This is a genomic window from Planctomicrobium limosum (assembly GCF_051465645.1).
Taxonomy (GTDB): domain Bacteria; phylum Planctomycetota; class Planctomycetia; order Planctomycetales; family Planctomycetaceae; genus Planctomicrobium.
Window position 1 is genome coordinate 1,076,244 of sequence record NZ_CP195790.1, and the last position, 20,044, is coordinate 1,096,287.

The window sequence follows — 20,044 nt, forward strand, 5'->3', positions numbered from 1 at the left end:
AATGCGTCTGGACCATATCTGGTATCTGGGAATCAAGGAACTCTGGAGCCTTGCACGCGATCCAATCATGGTCGTGTTGATCATCTATGCCTTCACGCTGGCCATTTATGCATCCACAGTCGCAGTGCCGGAGACATTGAACAAAGCCTCCATTGCCATTGTGGATGAGGATCAGTCCCCGTTATCGGCCCGAATCATCGGAGCGTTCTATCCTCCTTATTTTCTTCCTCCGGAGTTGATCACACAAGCCGAGATGGATGCCCGCATGAACGCCGGGCTCGATACATTTGCCTTGGACATACCGCCAAATTTTCAGCGCGATGTCCTTGCAGGGAGGCAGCCCGAGATTCAATTGAATGTCGACGCAACGCGAGTCAGCCAAGCATTTTCAGGCAGTGGCTATGTTCAGAATATTGTCAGCCGCGAAATCCAGGAGTTTGTCAATCGCTATCGGGCGGACCCAACGTTACCAGTAGAGCTGGCGATTCGGGCCCGGTTCAATCCTGAACTGAACAAGTCCTGGTTCGGCGCTGTGATGCAGGTGGTCAACCAGATAACGATGCTCTCGATTGTTTTGACGGGAACCGCCCTCATTCGAGAGCGGGAACGGGGCACTATCGAACACTTGCTCGTGATGCCGGTGACGCCATTTGAAATTATGGCCAGCAAAGTCTGGTCGATGGCACTCGTGGTTTTGGCCGCGAGCGCATTCTCTCTTGTCTTCGTAGTCCAAGGGGCGTTGGCCGTACCAATTCAGGGATCAATTCCTCTGTTTCTGTGTGGAACTGCCTTCTACCTGTTCGCTACGACGTCAATGGGGATCGTGATGGGGACGTTTGCCCGTTCGATGCCACAGTTAGGGTTATTGCTGATACTCATTCTGTTACCGCTCCAAATGCTATCTGGCGGTACAACCCCACGAGAAAGCATGCCGGTATGGGTCCAGCAAGTCATGCTAATGGCCCCTTCGACTCATTTTGTGATTTTTGCTCAGGCGATCCTATATCGAGGAGCTGGAATCGCGATCGTCTGGCCACAAATGGCAGTATTGGGACTCATTGGCGCTGTGTACTTCGGCATCTCACTTCGAAGGTTCCGCAGCATCATCGGCACGATGGCCTGACCGAGTACGTTCCTCTGTGGCGCAGACAGTTCTGCTGTGCATATCTGTTCTGAGTAAAAGGGCAACAGGGATGAACAGCCTGAGAGATCCCCGCCCGGACCTACGGTATTGAGAATTCCCCGGCAGCGTTTATTCCGTGACGTTCCGTTGTAACAGAAACATCGAAGGACAATAACACACGCTGAAACACCTCGATGCGGGAATCGGAAGATTTATGAACAAGAACCCCGTTTGCTCGCGTTCGGTGCCTGGGATTCCGTTGTGTTCATCATGCTCCTGATCAGAGATTCTTTTGTTGATGCCCGCTGCAATGCCCGCAATTCGTCTCCCTAGCGAGAACCTGATTACTCACGCCCATGTTCTCGCTCGCAGGCACTAGAGCAATTTGCTCTACCGAGTGCCCGCGCAGCGGCCGTTTCGATTGATGAAACGCAACTCGCCGCGTGGCGGAAGCGTGGAAATTATTTCGCAAGGTGCTCTAAGTGTGTCATGGCAGCGCTGTCCCTCCAATACACTCCACTCGTCAGTTAGAGTCCAGACCAATGGACAGGTAGGAGGGCGGTCGATCCATCAATCGAGAAATAACAACCGAGCTCGGTGAAAGCTCGGTTGCTGTCAACTTTCCCAAGTCTACGCCTCGCTCATGCCCGCAGCTGGTTCAGTTGCCTGACCTGAACGAACCTTCTCTTCAATACGACGCCCGACTTCGGCATCGATGTTTTTCCAGTATCCAAAAGCTCTCTCCAGAACCGGACTGCGTACGCCGCCCAGCAGGCTTCCGGAAACGGTTTCAACCAGTCGGGCACGCTGAGCGTCATCAAAGACATTTCGGACCAAATTTCCAGCCTGGCCGAAGTCATCATCCTCGGCATGCAACGTATAGGCACTGCGCACCATCTCGCCATCCGCTTCCCATCCGTCGTCCATTTTGCCGGTCTGATCGGCCCAGCTCCGCCCCTCTGAATTGGGTGCGTAGACCGCCTGATTTCCAGTGTGCTCGTAGGTCATCTGTCCATCAAACAGGTACGTGTTAACTGGCACCTTTGGTTTGTTGACCGGCAGTTGATGGAAGTTCGTCCCGATACGATTGCGTTGAGCGTCCGCATACGCAAAGGCCCGTCCCAGCAGCATTTTGTCAGGTGACAATCCGATCCCCGGCACGGTATTCCCTGGCGAGAACGCGGCCTGTTCGATCTGAGCGAAGAAGTTCTCTGGATTACGATTGAGAGTCATTTTGCCGACTTCAATCAAAGGATAATCATTGTGTGACCAGGTCTTCGTCAGGTCAAACGGATTGAAGCGATATCCCTTGGCTTCTTCATAAGGCATCACCTGAACTGACAACTTCCAACTGGGGAATTCGCCCCGTGCGATGGCATCGAACAGGTCGCGCCGATGGAAATCAGCATCGGCCCCCGCCATGTCTTTGGCCTCGTCGTTTGTAAATTGTTGCATGCCCTGTTGGGTGTGAAAGTGATACTTCACCCAGAACCGCTCACCTGCGGCATTGATCCACATGTAGGTGTGTGATCCATATCCGTTCATGTGGCGCCAGGTTCGAGGCAGGCCGCGGTCTCCCATCAGGTAGGTCACTTGATGCGCTGTCTCTGGATTATTGGTCCAGAAGTCCCATTGCATGTGGTTGTCCCGCAGACCGGAGTCAGGTAAACGCTTCTGGCTGCGGATGAAGTGCGGAAACTTCATCGGGTCACGTACAAAGAACACTGGTGTATTATTTCCCACCAGATCGTAGTTCCCTTCCTGCGTGTAGAATTTCAGTGAGAAACCACGAACATCTCGCCATGTATCCGGGCTCCCTGCTTCCCCGGCAACTGTAGAAAATCGAGCGAGCATCTCGGTCTGACAACCTTGCTGAAACAGTGCCGCCTTGGTGTAGGCAGAGACATCGGCTGTTGCTTCGAATACGCCGAATGCGCCAGCTCCCTTCGCATGCGGTTGACGTTCCGGAACTTTTTCTCGATTGAAGTGAGCCATCTGCTCAAGAAAATGCACGTCGTGAAGGAGAATTGGCCCGTTAGGTCCAATCGTCAGCGAGTGACGATCACTCTGGGCTGGCGCCCCAGATCCTGTTGTTGAGCCATGAGTGTTATTGGTGTTCGGGTCGGCCATTGTCTCTCTCCTGTCAACAAACTGTTTGCGGTGAAAAATTGGCAGCAAGCTACGATTGGAGTTTCCCACGGATGGTGGGCGCTGGGTGAGGCTTATGCAGCCTCTGCAAATTGGGCTGGGGTTTGGTAGTTCAACGCGGAGTGTCTGCGGATCCGGTTGTCCGAACTACCTATCGCAAGAATTTCATGATTGCACGTAAGAGAAAGGCGATAATAAACAAAGTTACGTTTACAGCATGTCACACGTCATGCTGTAAACGGTGGCGAACTCTTCCTGGTAATTTACTCATTCGTTGGGTTCTGTGTAACTCCAACAGCCGTCCGTCACTGTCTGTTCACGATCCCCCCCCATTCACGTCTTCCAGATCCAGTCCGGGGAACACGGCCTGCACTTTGCGAATCGCAGTTTTGGCACGGCTTTAGGAGTCTTTGGCGTCGGAATAGTCGCCGCCGAGCTGTTTCATCAGCCAACGCCAGAGAATAGCGCTTTGCTTCCGTACTGATTGATGCGGAACGTGCGATAAGTTGACCATGCATAACGGTCGTGGGCGAGGGGCAATCTCTTGAGGGAGTACCGGGCTTGTAAATCGACCGGGACGGGGGCGGCGGTGACGGTAGCGAAGAAGCTTTCCCCTACTTCGATCCAACTGTCGAAGAGGCTTCCCTGATCGGGGAAGGCTGACCTCTTTTGTGGCCCGGAGCGTTGATAGTGAGCAAAAGTCTAAGAAATCTGGATCTCCGAAGTATCTGTTTTCGCCTCGGTTCCCAAAGGGGAAAACGCTTTATCGACTATATGAGGTTCGCAAGAAGCTGCGGACACACCGTATAAAAGATCGCGTGCTGCACTTGTTTCTTGTCGAAGGAATCATGGATGCGTTGCGGCTCGAACAACTTGGTCATTCTGCTGTCTCCATCTTCGGAAGCGAGTTGACAGCTGGTCAAGTCGAATTGCTGGTTGACCTGGCCCATGATCTCGAGCGACAAGACTGGTCTCTGGCGGTCCACATTCTCCTTGACAACGATCTGGCCGGCAGGCAAGGCGCATTCAATGCAGTGATCCGCCTGCTTCCAGCCCTGCTGAATGCCGAGAATCTCGTCTTCGATGTCCTTGTGATCCCACAACAGCCGACCTTGGACAAAGATTCTACCGCAGGCACCGAATCCAAGGATCCCGATCGGTGGTTGTCGGGATTAACTCCTGATGAGAGCAAGGTCCGGCTGCACACAGCAGCGTTCTCATCGTTCGACTATTTGCTGTCGCATCAGTTGGGCGTTCCACCGTCAGCACTGGGTGAGTTCTGGACGAATGCCAGCGTTTCGACTCGTCAACAGGCGGTTCGCTCGATCTGGCTGCGTCTGGAACAATCGAAATGGGATTCAATCGCCTCCAATCCGCTGTTGTTTGAACAGCACTTGAGAGACGAGTCGCCAACGGAACCGGAGTGGAAGAACTTTGTTGTACAGCTGCTGTCAAAACGCCACGGACGCACTCCTGCTCCCGTCGCCGAACGTGCTGACGATTTCCATACAGATCGTGGGATCAATGCACGGTTGATCCATGCGTTTCAAATGGCGAAGAACACGACGCAGAATCGCGAAGCAGCAGTCGACGTCGGCAGCTGGGAGCGGATTGAAGCTGCGTTTGACATCTTCCTGCCGTACCTGAGGAGAGTTCTGAAATCCACAGACATTCGTCGCGAATATTCCGAAGAATGTCAGCTCATTCCCTTTCTCATCCCAAAGGAAGACGGCAAGTACCGCTTGAAAGCCTTGCCCATCCCCGAAGTCCTGACTCTGCAACAATACTTTCTGAATGAGCTGCTGAGGACCTATTCGAACGGAAATCGGTTCACTCAACTGATTCCAGCTGTCAGGTTTTCCACTAATGTTGACCGACCGACTCTCCAAACGACAGGCGAGGAACGTTACCGCCCCGTCGGTGCGAATGCTGTCAGCTTTGCATACACAGTGGATATGGATGTCGTCGACCAAGCTGTTCCGGATAAGAAGGCCGGGACATTTCTCCCCTACCAAATTTGCTGGCGAAACTTTCTGAACTTCATCGACTCTCGGGTCAGGAAGTTTCCCAAGGGGAAATTCTACGTCGCACGTCTCGACATCAGGCAATGTTATAACTCCATCCGAAAATCGGCTGTCACTTCTGTACTGACTCCTGCGGTTCAGAATGCTTTGAAGGTTCTTAAATCGGAAGGGCTGGACTTCAGAAGTTGCGTCGAAGGGTTCGACGAAGAATCTAGCGACCCGGAAACACGGGGAATCCAGATCGTCGATTGGCTGGCAGAGATGACCTTCGGCTATCGCGTGGAGCGGCACCGGGAGTTTGCAGACAAGCACAACCTCAATGGACTCCCGCAAGGGCCAGATCTCTCTGCCTACCTCGCGAATATCGCTCTGTTTCCGCTCGATCACTCGCTAAGCAAAATTGTCAATGAAATTGATCATGAAGCGAACGTGCAGGTTGTCGCGGCCTCCGAGACAGGCGAATTCAAAGTACGTGGCGCGGTCTACGCCCGATACGTCGACGATATGGTCATCGCTGCAAGAAGCGAGCGAGACCTGTACCGGCTACGCAGCGCAATCGAAGCTCATCTCAGCTTAATGGGCATGGAGCTGAATCCCAAAGCGGAACGCCTTCCTGCAATGGACCATGACAGATTCCGCAGCTGGCTGACTGATCAACGCGGGGACGGTCTCACCGCTTCGGGACCAGAGGAAGAAACGCCACTGGTCGTGAATACCAGCATGGTCGGTGTCATTGCTGCGCCGAATGCGGTCAACCGCAAAGACGCGATCCGAATTCTGTATGATATAAAGCATGTTCGACCAGACCGCGATAAGGCAGTCGTTCTGTCTGAGTTGAGGGTTGCGCTGACTGCTCCAAGATTGCGGCACGGGGAGCATGTTGCGACCGCGAGCCTGATCTGGCGGCTTGTGTTCTCCGAGAGCTCCATCGGTTCATTGGAGCAACGCGTAAGCCAGTTTGTAGAAGATCTCCGATCGGTGGCCCGAATTCCTTCAGGCGGCCCAACTCGAACCAGTTCTCTGCGGACTGACTGGCTCTTCGCATCGATCGACGGGATCGAACGGGTACTGAAATCAGGATTCGAACGTCATCCAGCATTTAACGAGGAAGAGCAGCAGCAGCTTCAAGAAGAGAAGCGAAAGATCGCTCAGGCCGTTGCTGAGGGCCTGTGCGAAGAGGTGATCGGGACGTCTGAAAGAGAGCTGTCAGCCGACTTCCGATTTCATCTCGACGGTAAGACCTTGATTATTCGACGTCTTGCGGCTGTCTTCCTCAGGCTGATCGGCGGCCAGGGGGGCCAAAACGATGTCGGAGGTGTGGCAACGCACGCTTCCCAACCGGGGATGAATATCGAGGGCTCTCTGTCCTTGATGAGGGCGGACGTCTCTCTGAAGGAGATGAACGATGGTGACTTTTCAGATGCAAACGCATCGTCGATGACTCATTCGAAGTTGACCTTGCTTCACATCGCAGTTGCCAAACTCCGCAGTTACAGGCAAAGTGACGGTGAAGCGCCCCCAGATCCCCTCGGGTGGAGTTTCGCAGAGAATGCCTTTCAAACTGAAGGTGATCCAGAAGGAACCACGTTCTTAGGTCAGGTGCTGAGACTCTGGACTCCCGTGATCGATCCGGTCGAGAGAGTTGGGGAAGTGACAACTCCTCCCGAAGTCTGCTATTCGGCTTTAATGGGGTTCGCGAACGTCGCCCCAGGTGACCAAGTCATTAAACTCCTCCAGGTCAGGCCATGGCTTGTTACTGGGATGGTCGGACAGCCAGGTTGCACCCTGATACCAGCGCCACCCGGCCAGTCGGTAAAAGGATTGATGTGCATTGCGATCGGGCGACCGCGATCTCTGGTCCGTATTCATCTTCCGAACGGCGAAACCCCTGGGAAATTCGAACCTGTAGATGGATGGCGGAGAAGAGGAGCGAAAGATTCCGAATCCAGAATCCAGTCCGCAGATACTCCTTCGGGAGATAAGATTCTCGTCTTTGAGCGAGATCTTGATGGAACTGATCAGAACTATCTGAATCCCAATCGCAGTGTTTCCTTCAGAAAAGATCCGCGATGGTTGGCGAGAGCCTATCGCTCGCTGTCAGTAGGATTTGATAAACGAGAGGGAATTGATGACGGAGAAGAATTCGTTTTTCCACCGCACGCGTTGAATCTGCTGGGCCCAGCCCCTGGTGACGAGAACGCCGATTCAACCTGGAGCACATTCGGCTATGGTGTTCGGGAAGGCGAACTCGGAGCACAGGCTCTTTGTCGCGGCTGGACAGGGCTTCGGCCCGTGGCGATTCATGATCAGTACTGCCATCTCTGGCGAGTCGGTGTCGCCCTTTCGGATTTGCTCGGGGTATTCAATCCGGCATATGACCACTTGAACTCGGATGGTGCGGATCAAACCGAGCCCAGTTCCGCCGATCTGACCTGGATTCAGGAGTCCGTTGTTCGGATTGCGCTCTATTACCTGCGGGGTGCCAAAAGGCGGGGGAAAATTCGGGCATTCGATCCACGCACAAAGCTGCCTGATTTCGTGGAACGCGCCTTACGACGCCTGGAGAACTTTCCAGCAGGATTGAACGCCAAAAATCGTGAGGATGCTCTGGCGTATCTGGTCGCATCGCAGATTGAGGGGACTGCGTTCCGTGTGTCGTACGAATTAACATTGGATTCCAGTGCCCCGGGGTCCGCAACAGCCATGCTTTTACGGGTCGCAAGCTCGCACTTTCGAGTCAATGCAGAGCTGTCTGAAGAACTACCGGAGGATGACGATCCACTTCCAGGTTGGGCCCCGACCCTCCGCCCTGCACTGGCAACGTACTGCTTGTCGCGACGGCTGACCCGTTTGGAAACGGCATATTCGCTCAGAGACTCTGATGAATCGATCGGCTATCTGACTGCGGGCTTGCGAATTCAGTGTGTTGATTTCCTGTTGCAGGCGTTGGCCACGCAATTGTGGGATCGGGTGGACGAAGAAACCCGGAAGGCGTTGAGGGAATCACCGCCCGAAATTTCCAGCTGGGGGCTCGATGGGACCGCTCTGCTGACCTATGGAGGCGGCATTGTCGCGGATCAGACGGCAAATGCCAAGGACAACACGAAAGTTCTGATTGAGGCACTCAGTCGCGGAACGGGTGTTGCCGACCACGCTGCTCTCGAACAGCTTCAAAGAATTACGCCGCTCGGCTGGCTGGTTGTGATCGGGACTTTATGTGGTCAGTTCGATGGCGAGTTTCGTGGGAATGTGTTTTCATCGCGGCCTGATTCCCCGGTCGAGTTCCCTGACCCATCCAGCATTCTGTCGCGCCTGATTGCTCAACCCTCAGACTCATCGGCCCTTCCGTGGGGGTTTGTTGACGGGATTGAGAAACTGTGGACAGAGGAAGCGTTGCAGGAGACTATTGAGTTCATCAGTAAGATATTCACTGACACCGGGCTAAATGTTCGGGCCGCTGAAGGTAATCAATTCCACATGGCCCACGGGTCAAACGGCGGATGTGAGATCTATGGCTCAAGAGGGTCATACACGATTCCGTGGTGGTGCATCGTCACGGGGAGGCTCGCGAACGAGATCAGTCTCGACGTCGAGTCGGAGGTGCATGATGGCAAAGTGCACCGGCGTTGGACGGAAGTCTGGTACAATGACAAACTGGTCAGTGTTGGGATCGTCCGCCCCCAGATGGCGAGACTGGCGGGTAAATCGTTCTTAGGACACTCTGATGGATTGACGACGCAGACGCCTGCGACTCCTGCCAACGATCCAAAAGTTGAGGTTGGGAAGCAATCGATCAGCGTCGCCGAGGAGAGTGGCCAGAGATCGCCCATCGCCTCCCCGGAGTCCGTTCGCAGTGAAACGCCTGCCGAAGTCCCAGAGTCTCCCGAAAAACCCGTCGGCACGAAGGCAACAAGTGACGGTGATGGAGGACCGACACGACAACCGACGGAGGCCCTGGGAGGCATACCGGGCGATAAGGATGGAGCCTTTCTAGTCGAACAGTACGAATCCTGGCGGAATCGAAGTGTGACGACGAATTCACATGTCCGCGTTGCCTTCTTTCAATGGGATGTCGATGATTCATACTTCCACCCGGTCCATGAAGTCTGCGAGCGGTTCCTCGAACGCCGACTGAGCGAAGAGATCGACAAAGCCATTCTGAGCAGTCGGAACGAGTCGCTAGAAGGCGGAACGCAGACACACGACCTCCCAGAAGAGCTGGCAAAGCTGAAGAAGCGTTATAGCACGGAGATCTACCAGTCTCCTGAATCCTGGAGTTACGAGTTCGCCCTGAGCTGCGCGGAGTATCGCCGCCGGAAACTGTTGGACCGGGTTCTACGCGCTTGTCAGGAATTCAAGGTGCAGATTCTTCTGCTTCCGGAGTACTCAGTCCGCCCGGAAACGGTGGATTGGATCGCCCAGCAACAGGCGAATATTGCTCCGGATGTCGCTGTGTGGGCAGGCACATATCGACTTCCCCCAGGGATGATAACTGCAGACCCGGGAAGAAAACCGAGCCTAGATGAAATTCCTGCTTGGAGCGCCGTGCTTGAGATCCTGCCTCCGGTTAAGTATCCAGACAAACGCCGTCTGAGATCCAAGAAGTATCCCTCTGTGGCTGTGGACGAAGTCTTCAATCCTTGGGCCACTGACATTGTACCACAATATCCAGCGTTGCCTTGGCACCCCCCTGCCAACGCAGGGCTGAACCATTCAATTTATGACCCGAGGGCTCATGCGTTCGAACTGATTTGTTCCGAAGCGTTCCTGTTCACTAGTCCAGCGAATATCTTCCCTGCCGCGATCGCGCACCGCAAGCTCTTGCACAAGTTTAGTCATTCAAATCGCCAGCAGGCGCTCTCCAAGATCGTAAATGAGACAGTCCAGGCCGACCTATTGAATCTTGCCATGCACACCGCGCATGGGGCGATCCTCGGTCCGCGCCGCACAATTTTTCTGGTCCCTGCGATGTCAAACCGTGCTGAGGACTACACTGCACTGGGGCAGGCCGGCTATCTTGCGTCAGGGATTACAACTGTCTTCTGTAATGCAGTCCATTCGAAGTACGCGAACGGGTCCAGTTGCTTTATCGGCCACAATGGTTGGAAGTACAACGACGCTGTCGGTAAGCCGGATCCGTCAACCGAACCATATCAAGGGGTTCGGCCTGGCATTTTTCATTTGAATGCCAAGGGGTTAGGAAAGCTCGACAAAAAGGAGCGGGCGCTCGTTATCGCTGATATCGATCCGATCTACGCCGCGGAGGGGAAACCGCGCCCTCAGATGCTGCAGAAGCCGCTTCAGTTGGTCGCACATCTTCCAATTTTCGAAACTGTCACGCAGGAGAAGGCAGACGAAAAGGCAAACTGCCGTTGCAGGCAGGGTAGGAAAAAGGAGGATAATCCCGTTGATCAGCGGATCGGAAAAGTAAAACGTGTTGTTGAAGCGATTGAAATGCTGTCTCGACAGTTCGGGCTAGGTGATAAGAATTTTGATGAGATACAGTTCACGCAAAATGTCGCGAAAGTTCTCGGAGATTTGGCGAAGATTGATGATCGCAACAAACTTTGGTTGGAACAGCGATCTGAGATCTATCAGAGAAACCACCTTGCTGATCCTATTCACGGTCTCCCCCCTGCCCTTCTCGATTGGCTGCACGTTCACATCGATTACTCTCAAATGGATCCTGCTACAGGGCCGGAGATTGAGGTTCCAACCTATTCCCATTTGCATGGGAATTCCCGTTCGCCGGATTCCACAGACACTGCCGAGCATGAGCAGAAAACGGTGTGATCATTTTCGTAGTTGACCGTTGGAATTTGCGAAGCCGACCGGGACTCCCACGTCTGCTGATCTTTATCAAAGAGAGATCAGCGATTAATATCCAGTTGAGACATTTTCTGTTGCAAACTTTGGCGGTGAACCCCCAGATGTCGCGCTGCTGCACTGACATTCCCCTGAAACTTGTCGAGGGCTTTGTTGATCGCCAGTCGCTCGAAATCCGCGACAAGCTGATTCTTCGCTTCAGTCAAAGGCAGGTCCAGGTAATCGGCGAACTGGTCGTCCATACCTGCAGAGGAAGATCTTGTTAGCCCCAGATCACGACTGGTGATCGCCTCACCTTCACGCATCGCCATCGCGGCAAGGACCGTGTTTTCCAGCTCCCGAACATTTCCGGGCCACTGATGAGACAAGATTGCATCGACGGCATCCGACGTAAATTCAGGGAGACTCACCTGCATTTGCTGTGCGTTCCGCTCGAGGAAATGATTCGCCAGAAGCAGGAGATCTTCACGGCGGCTTCGAAGAGGGGGAAGATGGATCTCAATTCCTTTGAGCCGAAAATAAAGATCCTGCCGAAAAGTCCCGGACGAAATCGCCTCTTCAAGATTTCGATGGGTCGCACTGATGACGCGAACATCCACGGGAATTGTCAGAGAGGTTCCAACAGGTTGGATGACCCGCTCCTGCAATGCTCGGAGAATTTTCGCCTGAACCGGGAGGGGCATGTCCCCCACCTCATCCAGAAACAGAGTTCCGCCCGTGGCCTGTTGAAAGACTCCGATTCGATCGCTCTCCGCACCGGTAAAAGCTCCCTTGCGATGTCCGAAGAGTTCACTCTCTGTCAATGATTCCGGAATCGCAGCGGTGTTCACAGCGATAAAGGGGCCATTTGATTGGGGGCTCAGCCTGTGGATCTCTCTTGCAACCAGCTCTTTACCGGTTCCGCTTTCTCCTCGCAGCAGCACATTTGTTGGTGCCTGCGCCAGACGTTGCAGTTGCTGTTCGAGCACTTTCATCTGTCGGCTTGCGCCGATAATTGCTCCAGTTCCGGTGCGTCCTTTCAATTCACTCTGAAGTTCGGTCACCTCCTGTTGAAGTTGCACGCGACGGGCAACCCGGCGGGCAATCGATCGTAGCTGTTCCACTTCAAATGGTTTCGCGACGAAGTCCGCTGCTCCCAGTTGAATGCACTCCACCGCATCAGACAGGCGGTTATTGGCGGTGACGACGATAATTTCCGTCTCACGGGCCATCCCTGACAGTTCCCTCAAGAGTGATTTGCCATCCAACCGGGGCATGTTCAAATCGAGAAAAACCAGATCGGGCTTGTGAGATCGAATGAGATCCAACGCCTGGATCCCGTCTTCAGCCTCAATCAACAGATGGCCTGACTGGCTTAGCGCCCGCCTCATTCCAAAGCGGGCCGGCTGCTCATCATCTGCAATCAGAATACACAGAGTGGTCATCAATGAGTTCCGTCCGCTGATGCGATATTGCATCTCACGAGAGTTGGGAATTCCGGTGGCGAAAATTGCACGATCCGAAACGGGAGGCGCCTTCAATCGCCGCCACACTCCCCAGCAACAGGGGCGAATGGCAAGCGAACGAAGAACGTTGTCCCGGTTTCAGGGCTCGTTTCGCATGTGACATCTCCTCCACATTCACGAACCCGAAGCCCCACAATATAAAGTCCCAGACCGGTTCCTGCCTCTTTGGTCGTGACCAATGGTTCGAATAACCGCTCCCGCACGGCATCTGGCAGGCCGGGACCGTTGTCGCGTACTTCGGTGACAACCGATTCTCCCTCGAGTCGGCAGGTCACCCGAATCTGCCCCGCCGGCCCCGTTGCTTCTATGGAGTTGGCGATCAGGTTCAAGAATATTTCCCGTAACGTTCCTTCATCCACTGCGACCGCCGGGAGTTGATCGGGAACGTTTGTGACGATCTGTGAATGATGCTGGCGTGCAAGGTGGGACAGCAAATGAGTCGTCTGCCTGAGTGAATGCTGCAGCAAACCATCCTGCGGAGCATGGACCGGTGTTCGGGCGATGTCCAGAAGTTGTGACGCAGTGAGAGCCAGCCGGTCGATCTCCCCCAGGATCAACCGGAGATCTTCCGCATGAGGGCTCGTGCTTCCCAGTTCTTCCGCAAGTACGGTCGCGATCGATTTGATCGAGGAAAGAGGATTCTTGACTTCATGGGCAATCGATCCCGCTACTAATCCTAGTGTCGACAGTTTCTCCTGCTGCACGGCGCGTCGTTCAGCATCCAGTCGGGCCGCCTGCAAATCAGCATTCTGCAATGTCACCCCGAGTTGTTCGACCAGTAACGACAGGGCATTAAATTGTTCTTCCCGGAGTGATTGCCGATATCGCTGGGTTCCCACCAACAGCAATCCCGGGCGATTGGGACAGTCAATCCGCAACGCAGCAGATGCATTCGCCTCCTGTAAAGCGAGCAGGCTCTTCTTGTCGGGTGCGTTATGGAGAGTGCACGTTCGCATGCTGGAAGCCTGCATTTGCCGATAGAGTGCCCGTGCTGTTTGTTGGCGAAGATCTAAATCGGGATCGGTGGAATAGACCTCATGCTTATCACTCCGCAGAATGATGGCGGAAACGGATTCCACTTGAAATGAAGCCTGCGCCGCTTGAACAAACCAGGTTAACAGCTCGTAAGAACGCTCTCCTGAACGGGAGGCGAGTTGAACCGAGAGGTTTCGATTTTCTCCCCGCAATTCGGATGAAGCTCCGAACAGATAATCCAGTGCTTCCGCACAACGTTGACGCAGCGGCTGATAAACCAGAATGAGCCCGATGGCGGCAATCGCTTCGATGACTCCGAAATTCACTCGGTACTGATTCTGAAACGCATCGGCGAAATCTCCAGTGATGGCTTCGTGTAGCAGCATCGCTCCAACAACAATCGCTCCATAAATCAGCGTGCGTTCGAGAACCAGTGGCAGAAGCTTGAATCGCATCACGTAGTAGGAGAACACCAGCGCCGGCAGAACTGGCGAGAGCGCGACAATCATTTGCAACCAGACGCGTCCTTCAGGCCACAGTTGCAAGCCCCACGTGAGACAGCTGACATCGACAATCGTGATCCCTAACAGAGTCCATGCGAGCGAATTGAAGAATCGCAGCACGCTGGGACTCTCAATGCTTCTTCTTAACTGCAACAGACCGAAAGCCGCAACCAGATTCGTTCCAGACATCCATACGAGATAAGGACCTGCGTAAGCATTCAGCAACTGGAGAAACGGCACCCGGGGATCAGTTGCAAGTTGAAAACTGATGGGAATCAGCAGCAGGACCGGAAGATAATACAGGCAGAGCCATGGATTCATCCGGATAGAAACCTGCATCCCGGATTTCGTGAAGCGGTGCAGCCCATGCATCATGGCGCTGGGCATGATCAAGAGACCAGCAGCCATTGCTGTCATGCTTGCCCAGAGACCGTGTACTGCCAGTTCATCTGGCGACTGAACCAGTAGAGCGTGAATGAAGAGACCTGAATGCCAGAGACAGATCCCAATTGTCAGCGACAGCATCCAACTGGTGACCGATCGCCAGTTGGGGCGTTCGAGAAGACTGAGCAAGAGAACGAGATCCAATACGGCGGCAGCACCATATGCAAACAGCTTCAGGTTGTCCGCCATCTGAGATCCTTTGATGTTCCAGCCGTTTCAGTGTGGTGGCATATCGACATTCCAGACTTGTATGTCTATCAATTCCAGTTCACGGCGGCCGTCTGTTGTGTGCCAGATGAGACGTGAATAAGGAAAATGTGGCATGGAAAGCACCTGCAGCAGGCTCTCAGTATCCGCACTCCTGCAGGTGAATTCCAGCCCGACCGGATCAGTCTCAAGCAATCGTCGGGACAGAACAGAGACTTGTTCCCCTTCAATCATCAGGAGACTTCCCGGTTGCAAATGCCACACGAGTCGTTCCTGCGGGGAGATTCTGATCCGGTCCCCCTTCCACCAGGACAGGCACCACTCACAAAGTTCCCGGTAGAGGAGCTGTCTCCAACTCTGCAACATGATATTGAAGCTCCCTGAGGACGACGATCTCACCGCGTCTGAATTCGGTCTTTGAGTGACTGCAGTTCCTGTTCAATCTTCGCCTGGCGTTCCTCCTTGACGAACTGTCGCTCAAGATCATCGGCGTCGGGATCACGGCCATCCAACCGTTCATAGGCCTCCGCAAGTGCTTCTGCGTGTTCAACTCGAGATTCCAGTCGACCAAACTCAGCAAACGCACTGGCTCCAGCCGCGCGATCTAGCGCGGTGTTGATCTTCTGAGCACTTTCGGCACGATTCAATCTTGCCAGCAGAAGTGTTCGTTTCTGGCGAGCCTGGCGGACTTTGTCCTCCAGTTCTGACACGGACCGCCTGAGTTTTTCCGTCTGCTCCTGCTGCTTGATATGTTCGCTCTCAAGTTGCTCTGCTCGCTCTGATGCGAGGCCCTTCTGTTCGAGAGCTGCCTTGGCTGCGGACTCGTTGTTTCTCTCCACAGCACGTTGAGCTCGATCCATCCATTGGTCAATCTCCTGACGTGCCGCGATGGTCCGTTTCTTTAATAGGACTTCGTCCGCGATCGCCATCGCGACGGATTTACGCACACTTTCTAGTTCCTCTTCCATGTCAATGATCAGTTGATGCAGCATCCGCTCAGGGTTTTCGACCTTCTCGCGGAGGTACGTCAGATTCGAACGCATAACCAATGTAAAACTTTCCATCCAGCTCATCGGAGCATTCCTTTTAGTTTGACGATCGGGAGATTCTTGTTCAGTCACAACGACAGTCAGAAACAAGTTCAATCGCAATGGAGTTTCGACGGATCACAACGGAGCTTATGTCTTGATCATTTCCGTCCCTTTCGTTTGTGCTTTTATTCCTTTTCCACATATGTATAGGCAGGGAGTTCAAGAACCTCGTGATTGCGAACTGCGGGAGCTCTACGTTCCCACAGAGATTTCATATGATCCCGCTCCTCCTCTCAGGCGACTCGATGGGAACCCTGCCCTTCCGATTTGCGACCAGCACGGATGAGGACGGCGGGTTCTGGGCTCTCAGCGCTCCTGAGGAATCGGTGATGGCAACGCGTATCGCAGCGGTATACCGTCTCGCATCCAATGTTCACGATCGCTTTATCGCCACGTTTCAAGTTCAGCGGAAATCAAGCGGATTCGAGACAAGAGCTTCTCCCGGTGATGTTCGCAGTAAGCTGCCAGCCCGATGACTCCGAGGCCAAGAACGACTCCCGCAACCCAAAGCAAGTTGGGATGGTCCAGCCCTCCACGCACGACCAGAGCGATAAGGTCAGCAATCAGGAAAGCGCTTCCAGTATAAACCAGAGCCCGAATGCGAAGTCCCATCGCAAGCAGGAGAATGATAACTGACAGAATCATCAGACTGAGCAGGTGTAACCAACTCCCCGAGATGATCTCAAACGTCGGTGACGTGAGAATCGTGAGGGCTCCGATGTATCTCATTGGAACGTGGAACGATTCCGGAAGTTCCCGTCGCAGCAATTCGACGAGCATCAGAACGGACGTCCCAATCGGAATGAGGAAGAGCTGTGCATCGTACCATTGCAGTTCGTTCCAAAGCAGTGCGAGGGCAATATTCATGATCCCGGCCGACATCATCCAGTTTCGCACTCGATGCCCTTCCATTCCTTGGAAGAAGTAGAAGGCTGACGCGATCAGCAGCGCGAGGCTGTTGGATCCTTTCCAGAGATCACTTCCACTCATTCCATGGAGGACAATTCCGACAAATACAACCACCAAAGGCATCCAGTAGGAAGCGGTCAAAAACGGTTCCGCCATGATGTTTAACTGGCCCCGACCCGATACAGATTTTCCGGTTGCCCAGAAGATGAAACACACGGCCAAAAGAGAATACATTCCCCCGCCCAATGTGATCGCGATGACTTGAAAAGCGATCAGATAGACCATGGAAACCACACCAATCCCCATGGATTTCCAAACCGCTTCAACACTCTGCTCGCGACAGGCGCGGACAAGTTCACTGAATCCCAAGCAGACAAATGTTGCTGCCGCTGCGAAAGCCTGCCATAAAGTGAACTCGCTCACGGGATTCATGACCTGAGCTGTCAGCATCGCACATGAGAGCAGGAACATGAGAAAACGTTGCTGAGACAACACGACAGGTTCCGACTCTGGAATCTGACAGGATTTCACCGCCCAAAGTGAGAGTTCAATAACCCCAACGCTGAGTGCCGCAAAGAGCGAGATCGGAAACAGCAATGCGAAGAACTGCTGTTGAGAGATCTGCCAGACAAGTCCAGTTTCTCCTGTCAGCAGATGAACTAACAGGCACATCCCCTGCCAGTTTGCCACACATGCCAGCGCCGTCGGCGTGGTCAGCACGTGACTTCCAGAACGACTTTGGAACAAGGCAACAAGTGCAACAACAGCAGCGAGTCTTGCTGGAAGATGCAGGAAGAACAGAGTTCCCATCGCCACACTGAGTAAGATGGCGGAAACCAATGTTCCCAGTTGTCGCGACGGCTGCCTTCCCCCCTCACTGTCTTCTTCCCTGCACTCGCTCCGATGGTTCCAGCATCTCTCTGCCAGGTTGAATATTGCCAACTGGGTGATGGCGGAGATCGACCAAATCAAAGGCAACCAATTCCCTCCTGTGCGAGTCTCAAGCTGGTGAATCAGTATTGCACTCGGGAGGAGCAGTAGGATAAAGAAGCCGCCCATCAGGTAACGGGTATCTTGATTTCGCCAGCCAGCGCTATAGAACCATCCAGCCATTACTCCGGACGCGCCCCAGAAAAGAAACGGCTGTTCGTGAATCGTCCAATGACTGTTGATCAGAAGGGGAAGAATCCCACCGATCGAGAGCAGAACGAGCGAGACCTGACTGAATTGGACCAATGGTTCCGCGAATGCCTGGCTAATAGCAGAGGTTGGCAAACTTCGTAGAACCATCCCAACTGACCATTGCAGAATCAGAAAGCTGACCGATGCAAGAAGCGTGAACGCCCATGAATAGGGAAGGTTCACCCAATACAAGCCAACAAGTAGATTCAGATAGACGATGCAGGTCAGTCCAGTCTGAAAATCTCGGCTCATCAGGGAATGTGCTATGAACACCACTCCAATTAGCAAGCTGGTGATGAACGGGGGAGCCGCTTCAATTCCGACCAGAGAGCCAAGACAGCAACTCAATCCCGTCAGGAATGTCACAGCGAGACTGAACTGTTGACACAGACCTGTAGAAGCTGTCGATGCCAGCGGAGAATGATTCAGAGAGAGACTCCATCGATCGATCCATCGCCCTGGAATGAGTTGAACCACCGCCACCAGGGCCATTATGAACCGAACACTGGATGGAGTCGTCGGAGTTTCAGTGAGCATCATCTGGAATGTGGGGAATCCCCAGGCAGTTCCAATCAAAGCGAGGTTTGCAGGGACCAATAACATCCCAAGCCGAAAGCAGAAAACCTGCAAGGCAAAAAGCCCCATCATCACCGCGCTGACGGGGAAAGTCGCTTTGGGATGTCCGAATCCGGCGACAAGCAACAGGCAGGCGAGTCCGATCGCAGCTTGTCGTAGAGGAGCGGCAAAGACGTCTAATCGGGAACGATGCAACAGCGTGCTCGCGACCGTGAAGGTCAGTAGAACCGGCAGGTACGTCAAACCATAGAACGAATATGGGAGCCGCGTTTCCTTAACCGCAATTGTTCCCTGCTGGACGACAAACTTCGCAGTTTCAAGGAAAAACAGAGGAGAAAACTGGTAGGCAACCAGCGCACAGACGATCCCAACCCAAGTGAATGCCTGATATCCGGTCCTCCTGGCAACCACTCCCATGGCCACCGCAACCAGCCCGGCGGTTGGCACCAGTGCGAACGGACGGGGAATTCCTGTCGCTGCAAGCCCCAATCCCAATGCACAAAGGATGAGCCCAACAATCAACGGTGCAACAATGCTGGCAGGCAACGGGCGAACAAGGTTTCCAGTTCGCTGTTGGAAGACTTTCGCTACCGTGTCAGCCGTCAACAAAACCGGAACGGCGATCAGCACACATCCAAGTCCCCACCATTGCATGGGAATCTCGTTGGACAAGAAGCCGCCAAACAAACCCAGGAACTGCGCGCCGAGTAGCAGAATTGGAAAGAAGCCGAAGATCCGCGGGCGACGTTCTTCTTCGTTCAGCCAGAAGACATGTCGGTTAACCTTGAGTGTGCCAGCAGCGAAGATCAGCCAGAGACCAGCGAAGATTCCGTAAGACCAAAAATGCGGAAGTGTCGAGACAACCTTGGGCACCACCGCTCCGGCCAAAGACAGGGCTAGATACGCGAATTCGAAGGTCCACTGTGGTTTTCGAAGAAAAAGAACAAAGATCCGATGCGTTACTGCAGCACTCAGCACGAAATTGACAGCGATCATTGAGGCCAAGCTGATCTGCTGTGGAAATTTCGATAAGCCGCCAGGTTCTGCAGGATCAAGCCAGTGAAGCGCATAGAAGGAAAGTGGCACAAGAGCAACGGTTAGGGACATCAGCACTGTCCCTGTGCGGCGGAGTCCCAGTCGAAAGTAAGTGAACTCGCTGGCTACGAAGATCAGTGCGGTGTATGCCAGTAGGATCCCGTACTTCCAGACCTGGGAGAAATCTCCCCAGTTCATCGAGACCAGACGCAGCGATGAACCGAGTAGAATCAACGTCCCGACTCCGAGCATCCATTTGATATTTTTCTCGTGCAGGAAACTGTCCAGAAACCGGATCAGAAAGGATGCAGATTCGCGATCGCGTTCCATCGAGGCCCCCATGCTGGTTAAAAATGACGCCTCAATGAGTTGAGGAAGTCACTCCCAATACACATATGATGCCGAACTCCTGCAGCACCTGAACGAATCGGCGTAACCATTTTCCATTAGTAAACTTGCTACGCTTGTTGATTTTGTAGACCCGGGCAGATCACTG

8 protein-coding genes and 1 pseudogene are annotated in these 20,044 nt (G+C 53.7%); 2 read left to right on the forward strand and 7 right to left on the reverse strand.

Annotated elements, in window-relative coordinates; all coding sequences use genetic code 11:
- The first annotated feature begins 1 nt into the window (after position 1).
- Entirely contained in the window at positions 2 to 1,123 is a 1,122-nt protein-coding gene (locus tag SH527x_RS03975; protein WP_437193352.1) for an ABC transporter permease, read from the forward strand.
- A gap of 630 nt (positions 1,124 to 1,753) precedes the next feature.
- Here the strand turns inward: SH527x_RS03975 and SH527x_RS03980 are convergent.
- On the reverse strand, positions 1,754 to 3,253 hold the full coding sequence (locus SH527x_RS03980) for a catalase (protein WP_437193353.1): 1,500 nt from the start codon (positions 3,251 to 3,253) through the stop codon (positions 1,754 to 1,756).
- A 462-nt stretch (positions 3,254 to 3,715) separates the two neighbouring features.
- A pseudogene (locus SH527x_RS03985) lies at positions 3,716 to 3,916 on the reverse strand (replication protein RepA); the annotation flags it as partial.
- Between the two features lie 173 nt (positions 3,917 to 4,089).
- Between SH527x_RS03985 and SH527x_RS03990 the strand changes: the two are divergent.
- Positions 4,090 to 11,088: a reverse transcriptase domain-containing protein gene (locus SH527x_RS03990; protein ID WP_437193354.1), complete on the forward strand. Its 6,999-nt coding sequence runs from the start codon at positions 4,090 to 4,092 to the stop codon at positions 11,086 to 11,088.
- A 77-nt stretch (positions 11,089 to 11,165) separates the two neighbouring features.
- Here SH527x_RS03990 and SH527x_RS03995 read toward each other — a convergent pair whose 3' ends face one another.
- The 5 genes from SH527x_RS03995 to SH527x_RS04015 form a co-directional block, all read right to left on the reverse strand.
- Positions 11,166 to 12,641, reverse strand: coding sequence for a sigma-54-dependent transcriptional regulator (locus tag SH527x_RS03995; protein ID WP_437193355.1), 1,476 nt, complete (start codon positions 12,639 to 12,641; stop codon positions 11,166 to 11,168).
- Positions 12,638 to 14,737 (reverse strand): sensor histidine kinase, encoded by a 2,100-nt coding sequence (locus SH527x_RS04000; RefSeq protein WP_437193356.1) that lies wholly within the window; start codon positions 14,735 to 14,737, stop codon positions 12,638 to 12,640. Before SH527x_RS04000 ends, SH527x_RS03995 begins: the two co-directional genes overlap by 4 nt.
- A 27-nt stretch (positions 14,738 to 14,764) precedes the next feature.
- Positions 14,765 to 15,121 (reverse strand): hypothetical protein, encoded by a 357-nt coding sequence (locus tag SH527x_RS04005; RefSeq protein WP_437193357.1) that lies wholly within the window; start codon positions 15,119 to 15,121, stop codon positions 14,765 to 14,767.
- Between the two features lie 29 nt (positions 15,122 to 15,150).
- A complete protein-coding gene (locus SH527x_RS04010) occupies positions 15,151 to 15,798 on the reverse strand; it encodes a PspA/IM30 family protein (RefSeq protein ID WP_437193358.1) in 648 nt (215 codons plus the stop codon).
- A gap of 432 nt (positions 15,799 to 16,230) precedes the next feature.
- Positions 16,231 to 19,878 (reverse strand): hypothetical protein, encoded by a 3,648-nt coding sequence (locus tag SH527x_RS04015; RefSeq protein WP_437193359.1) that lies wholly within the window; start codon positions 19,876 to 19,878, stop codon positions 16,231 to 16,233.
- Between the last annotated feature and the right edge of the window lie 166 nt (positions 19,879 to 20,044).

Coding starts and splice junctions, on each gene's coding strand:
- SH527x_RS03975 (WP_437193352.1), top strand. CDS start 2: ATGCGTCTGGACCATATCTGGTATCTGGGAATCAAGGAACTCTGGAGC.
- SH527x_RS03980 (WP_437193353.1), bottom strand. CDS start 3,253: ATGGCCGACCCGAACACCAATAACACTCATGGCTCAACAACAGGATCT.
- SH527x_RS04000 (WP_437193356.1), bottom strand. CDS start 14,737: ATGGCGGACAACCTGAAGCTGTTTGCATATGGTGCTGCCGCCGTATTG.
- SH527x_RS04005 (WP_437193357.1), bottom strand. CDS start 15,121: ATGTTGCAGAGTTGGAGACAGCTCCTCTACCGGGAACTTTGTGAGTGG.
- SH527x_RS04010 (WP_437193358.1), bottom strand. CDS start 15,798: ATGCGTTCGAATCTGACGTACCTCCGCGAGAAGGTCGAAAACCCTGAG.
- SH527x_RS04015 (WP_437193359.1), bottom strand. CDS start 19,878: ATGGAACGCGATCGCGAATCTGCATCCTTTCTGATCCGGTTTCTGGAC.